Origin of the sequence: Geomonas sp., assembly GCF_035254065.1 — a bacterium.
Lineage (GTDB): Bacteria > Desulfobacterota > Desulfuromonadia > Geobacterales > Geobacteraceae > Geomonas.
The window spans coordinates 1-6,180 of the sequence record NZ_DATFBA010000210.1; the positions used below are offsets into that span (position 1 = coordinate 1).

Annotated in this window: 5 protein-coding genes; 2 read left to right on the top strand and 3 right to left on the bottom strand. The window is 59.2% G+C overall.

The annotated features are described in order from the left end of the window. On the top strand, positions 1–1,488 hold a 1,488-nt coding region (locus tag VJ604_RS10015), incomplete at its 5' end, for a GAF and HD-GYP domain-containing protein (protein ID WP_324082110.1). A gap of 81 nt (positions 1,489–1,569) precedes the next feature. Here VJ604_RS10015 and VJ604_RS10020 read toward each other — a convergent pair. Then, positions 1,570–2,352: a methyltransferase domain-containing protein gene (locus VJ604_RS10020; RefSeq protein WP_324082112.1), complete on the bottom strand. Its 783-nt coding sequence runs from the start codon at positions 2,350–2,352 to the stop codon at positions 1,570–1,572. Positions 2,353–2,659: 307 nt separating this feature from the next. Here VJ604_RS10020 and VJ604_RS10025 point away from each other — a divergent pair, with 307 nt between their 5' ends. After that, the gene (locus VJ604_RS10025; RefSeq protein ID WP_324082114.1) at positions 2,660–3,919 is read left to right on the top strand and encodes an OmpP1/FadL family transporter; all 1,260 of its coding nucleotides are present in this window, start codon (positions 2,660–2,662) and stop codon (positions 3,917–3,919) included. Between the two features lie 89 nt (positions 3,920–4,008). Here the strand turns inward: VJ604_RS10025 and VJ604_RS10030 are convergent, their stop codons facing one another. Next, a complete protein-coding gene (locus tag VJ604_RS10030; protein ID WP_324082115.1) occupies positions 4,009–4,890 on the bottom strand; it encodes an ATP-binding protein in 882 nt (293 codons plus the stop codon). A 65-nt stretch (positions 4,891–4,955) separates the two neighbouring features. Then, positions 4,956–5,663 (bottom strand): hypothetical protein, encoded by a 708-nt coding sequence (locus VJ604_RS10035; RefSeq protein ID WP_324082116.1) that lies wholly within the window; start codon positions 5,661–5,663, stop codon positions 4,956–4,958. Positions 5,664–6,180: the final 517 nt, after the last annotated feature.

Genomic DNA, 6,180 nt, shown 5'->3' on the forward strand with positions numbered 1-6,180 from the left:
GAACACCCGCAGTGCGTCTTCCGCGGCGACTCCGCCTGCCGCTACATGGTATCCTGGGAGCCCACCTCCAACGGTTTCTGGCAAAGGCTGCGAAACGGCGCCGCGCTGGTTTTGCTGCTGGTCACCCTGGTCTCGCTCGCCATCAGTCCCTATCCTGCCCTGACCCTGGTCGCTCCGGCCTCGCTGACTCTGGTCCTGCTCCTCACCATCTGCGCGCTGAAAAGCGAAATGAGTGCGCTCTCCTTCAGCCAGCAGAATCTGAAGGACCTGAGCGACAACCTGTTCCGGCAGATGGAGAAGGACTACAACAACGCCCTGGCGGCCAACGAGATCGGTCAGGTGATCAGCAAGGAAACCGGGGTCGACCAGATCCTGGCCAGAGCGGTCCAGATCCTGGAAAACCGCCTGGACTACGGCCGGGGACTGATCCTGTTAGCCGACCAGACCAGGAGCAAGCTGGTCTTCCAGGCCGGATTCGGCTACCAGGAGAAGCAACTGGAGTATCTGGGCTCGACCACCTTCCGCCTCGACCGGCCGGAGGCCAAAGGGGTCTTCGTGGTCTGCTACCGGGAGCAGCGCCCCTTCCTGGTGGAAGACGTCAGCAAGATCGAGGAGAACCTGTCGCCCAAGAGCCGGGAGTACGCCCGGCAACTGTTGTCGCAGTCCTTCATCTGCTGTCCCATCGTCTGCGAGGGAGACTCCATCGGCATCATCGCGGTGGACAGCCCGAAGTCGAACAGGCCCCTTTTGCAAAGCGACGTCTCTCTTTTGATGGGGATCGCCCCGGCGATCGGCATCAGCATCAACAACGCCAGACTGCACGAGGCGAAGTCCAGCCAGTTCACCTCCTTCCTCAAGGTCATGGCGGCCTCCATCGACGCCCGGGACCCCCTCACCGCCGGCCATTCCGAGACGGTCACCGGCTATACGGTGGAGATCGGCAAGGAAATGGGGCTCCCCCCGGAAGAACTGGAGATGCTGCGGGTGGCTGCGCTCTTGCACGATTACGGCAAGATCGGGGTGCCCGACGCCATTCTGAAGAAGAACGGCCGGCTGACGGAACTGGAATACGAGGTGGTGAAGACCCACTGTCACAAGACGCGGGATATCCTGGAGCAGGTGAACTTCGAGGGGATCTACCGGCAGGTGCCCGAGATCGCCGGCGCCCATCACGAAAAGATGGACGGCACCGGTTATCCCAAGGGGCTTAGGGGTGACGACATACCGCTGGGCGCCAGGATCATCGCCGTGGCGGATTTCTTCGAGGCGGTGACCGCCCAGCGCCACTACCGCGCTCCGATGCGACTGGAGGAGGCGTTCAGCTTGCTGAGCGAGGGGAGCGGCAACCACTTCGACCCGGAGGTGGTGGAGGCCTTTTTCGCCTCCATGAGGCGGGCGGGAATCGAAACGACGCCGAAGCCGCTGCCGTTGGCGCCGGTGGCAACACCGCTGATCGGCTATCGCCGCCGGTTCTCGAAGAAGTCGTAGCGGAAAAGAGTCCGAAAGTCCCCTCTCCCTCCGGGAGAGGCTTCCCTCACCCCCACCCTCTCCCGGAGGGCGAGGGCGCGCTTACGGCTTCCTTCCCCGGCAGCAGATCATGGGAGTGTAGGTAAATCTGCGCGGGTCGGTGAAGAAGGTACGATACTCGCTCAGAAATTCCTGGTAACCTCCGGGATATTCCTCGAAGTCGTATCCGGAGTTTTGGGCGGCAACCTCGACTTTTTTGGTCCAGTTGAAGTCGTCGGTCCTGTTCAGTTGCCCGAAGATCAGGTGATGGGCTTCGAGTTTCACCTCGATGTCCCGGTAGCCGAGATCATAGAGGAAGGAATAGAGCTTTCTCCCCATGTACGGGTCGAAATCGTCGTGTTCCTCGAGCCTCCCCATCACCGCCTTGATCGCCCTATCCATCCGGGGCGACTGCCCGTAGTGGCTGAGGCAGTTGTAGTCGAGATCGATCAGGCAGAGTATCCCGCCCGGCTTCAGGATCTCGGAGACGTTCTTCACGATCTGGAAACTGTTGGCGCGGTGATATTCGAGCAAAAACCTGATCCAGGCGAAGTCGAACTGCCCCAACTCACCCAGAGGCTGCAAAAGATCTTGCTGGGCGAAGCTGGTGATGTCATTGCCGTAGTGTTCCCTGGCAAAGGCGACACGCTGCCCGGAGAGATCGACCCCGACCGCGGCCCCGCCAGGCTGCGCCAGTTGGGCCAGTTTCGCGGTGGTCTTACCGGGACCCGACCCCACATCAACCACCCTCATTCCCGCGTCCAATCCTGCCCAGCGCGCCTGCCGCTCGGTCACATCGTCGAAGGTCTTCATGTCAAGCCGGAGAGACTCTTCTTCACTCTCCATCAAATATCCTTCTGACATAGTCACCACTCCATTAACATCTGTTATTCTTGCCAAACTACCATACTGATAAATTAAATCAATATATTTGTACCGGATTGTAAGCACAGCGAGGAAAGTACGTAGGATCTCTTTACAGAATCTTCCGTTTATGCTATTCAATTAGCTATTTTTATTTTGCTACACTGGTACATTTGCCTAATTCTGCCGCTATAACCGATCAATGCTAGAACACGCAGCAGTATTTTTGCAAGCATCCAGAAGCGATGACCGAGCGACAGAAATAGCAATGGTTGAAAAGGGAGGCTTTATGAACTGTAGGAAAATCTTGGCAGCACTACTGTTGGCACCATTGATCACCCTGGGTCACGGCATGATGCAGACGGCCCACGGGTCAGGCTACGCGGTATTCACCCAGGGTGCCACCGCACTCGGCCAAGGCAATGCCGTTACCGCCCATACCGACGGACCTTACAGCATCTTCTACAACCCCGCACTGATCACCAAACTCGAGGGGACCCAGCTGGAGATCGGCACCACCGCGATCTTCTCCTGGCATGAATTCGACAGCCAACGATTTCCCGGGCAGACGACGACCGACCACGAAACCTCCTTCCCGAGCACCTTCTACGTCACCCATAAGTTCAACGACTCATTCAGTGCCGGCCTCGGCGTCTTCAACCCCTTCGGGCTGACTACGGACTGGAACAACAACTGGGAAGGACGGGCGCTGGCCACCAAGTCTGAGCTCACCACCTTCAACTTCAACCCGGTACTGGCCTACCGGGTGCTCCCTTCCCTTTCGCTGGCGGCCGGCATCGACGTTATCCTGCTGGACGCCACCCTGGAGCGCCGCCTCCCCGCCGGATCGCTGGGGGGCGGACTTCCCGCCACCGAGACGGGTGTGAAATTCAACGGCAACGGTACCGGAGTCGGCTACAACGTTGCCTTGGCCTGGGACATCACCGACAAGGTGACCCTGGGAGCGTCCTATCGGAGCGAAGTGCAGGTAGGCATCGACGGCAAGGCCAGCACCTCGCCAACCATGCTGGTCCCCGTCCCGGGCGTGGGGATCGTCGCGCCCCTCGACAGCTACGGGACTACCAGCGTCAGGCTGCCCAGGCAGATCACCGCCGCCCTCGCCTGGCAGGTCAGCGACCCCTTGGTGGTCGAAGCCGGGATGCGCTGGGAGGGTTGGACCGCATTCCAGGATCTGAAAATCACCCTCGATAACGGCACCACCGTCACCACCGAGAGGAAGTGGCATAACACCTGGGGCATGAACGTGGGGGGGAAATACAGATTGACCAAGTCGGTAGGCTTGATGGGGGGCTACGTCTTCGGGGCCAACGCGGTGCCCAATGCGACCTTTGATCCTTCCATTCCGGATTCCGATACTCACGTCTTCTGCATCGGCACCGACTACACCTACAAGCAGATGAAGCTCGCTCTTTCTTACGCCTACCAGCTCTACCTGGACAGGACCAAGAACACCATCGATGGGATAGCCAACGGCGAGTATAAAAGCGATGCCCATCTACTCGCGCTTAGCCTTGGTTACCAGTTTTAACGGCATCTTCGACCGCCCCGCCTGATTGACTCGCCCAAGAGCTGCCCTCACCCCCGCCCTTCTCTCCTGGAGGGGCGGGGGTGGTTGTATTAGCGCGGCAGCAGGTACTGCCCGACCCAGTTGCTGGCGAACTGGTACGCGATGCGCCCGCTGCGGTCACCCTTCTTCTGCGACCAGAGGATCGCCGCCTCCAGGCAGTCGCCGTCCCACGGCACGTCGGCACCGCACTTCTCCGCCAGCTTGCCGATCCATTGGCGCACCACTTCCAGGTACTGGTCCTGGCTGAAGGGATGGAAGGAGACCCAGATGCCGAACCTGCCGGAGAGCGAGATCTTCTCCTCGACCGCCTCCCCGTGGTGGATTTCCCCTTCCACCATCATGGCTCCCTTGTTGTCGCTCTCGTACTCCGGGATCAGGTGTCTCCTGTTGGAGGTGATGTAGATCAGCATGTTGTCCGGCGGGGCATAGACGGAGCCGTCCAGGGCGCTTTTCAGCATCTTGTAGCTCGACTCGCCGATCTCGAAGGAGACGTCGTCGGAGAAGATGATGAACTTGTAGGGCTCCCCTTTCAACTGGAACACGATGTCGGGAAGATGAATGAGATCGTCCTTGTCGACCTGCACGATCCTCAGGCCATCCTCCGCGTAGCGCTTGAGCAGAGCGCGCACCACCGAAGACTTGCCGGTCCCCCTGGTGCCCCACAACAGGATGTTGTTGGCGGGAAGGCCAGCTAGAAACTGCTTGGTATTGTCCTCCAGGACCTTCTTTTGCTTTTCGATCCCCAAAAGGTCGTCCAGGGAGATCCCTTCCACACTCTCGATCGCTTCCAGAGATCCGGAGAAAGAATGTCGCTTCCAGTTGGCCGCATGACACACACTCCAATCGATCTTCGCAATCGGCTTGGGGAGCAGGTACTCAGCAGCCTCGAGTACCCTCTTCAATTGACTGACAAGCTCGGCATCTAATTCCACGAAGAACTCTCCTTTTCCGGAATTTCTCGCAAGACTTCTCATTTTCGTGCGGATCGCTACCCACTCTACAGTTTGCTGGCGACCTGGCGCTGGTTCATCTCGTGGATCAGGTCGTCGCAGGTGACCAGCGACTTGATCAGCGGGCCGTCCTTCTTAACTGCCAGATCGAATGATCTGAACTTGCCGGAGAATGCCTGCGCCTTGGCTCTGAGCGCGGCAGTGCTCTCGGCGATAAAGCCCTTATCCTTCTTCTCGTCGCCGCTCTTCAGCAAGGACCTCGTCTTGGCCCAGTACTCGTCGGACGAGCCGAGGTAGTGGTTCAGTGTCTCCAGGAAGGAAAGCGAGGAGGCGGTCAGGTCAGAGGTGCTGGTGAGCCGTTCCTGAACTTCGACCATCCCTTTGAGAAGTTCCTGGTCCGCGAAATGCACCAGCTCGGATACTTCCTGGGGATTCACCTCTTTTGCCGGGTCGAGCTTGTCGACACGAAGCAGGAACTGCTGCGAGGTTCCCAGGTACTTGTTGATGGAGACCGAGGCCTGGCTCAGGGAAAGCGCCGCGTTGGCGACAAATTTGGTGAAATTGGAAGCCTGCCCCGCGTAGGGGATGGGAAGTGCCTTGGCGAAGCCGGCCGCCATGGAGCCTGCCGAGAGATATTTCGAATAGCCAGCCACGTTTGTCGACATCCACTTCACGTAACCCTCGAAGTCCGCCAACCCCTGCCGCTGGGTTCTGATGTCGGCCGCGACCTCCTTCAGACGCTTGAAGTTCCTCATAGTGAGATCAGAAGAGGTAACGCTACCAGACTGAAGGGTCTTCAGTTTCTCTTTGAGGAGCATGTTCTCGGCTGTGAGGGCAGCAACCGGGTCTGCGGGTGCGGTTGCGCCAGACGCGGGCGCGACTGCCGGCGCGGAGGATGGCGGGGCAATGATTGCCGGTGCCACTGCCGGCGCAGGCGCAACTGTCGTCGGAGCCACCACTGTCGGAGCAGATGCGGGCACCGATGCCGCCACTGGCGCCGGGCCATCAGCGAGAGCTATAGATGTGAACGATGCCGCAACCAAAGCGGAAGCAGCAATAGTAGCACGTATTTTCAAGACATTACCTCCCAATATTAATGCAGCCAAACGGAACCAACATACAGCAATCAATAGGCATAGACAAGGCAAAATGTGCAGCAAAGTCATGGGGGAGCGCAAGTTCTCCCGTTGGAGGAAGCCCCGGCTTTCGGGGCAGTGCTCCCCCCACCCAGCCTCTCCCCTTCGGGAGGAGGAGCACTCTGACACTCCCCTT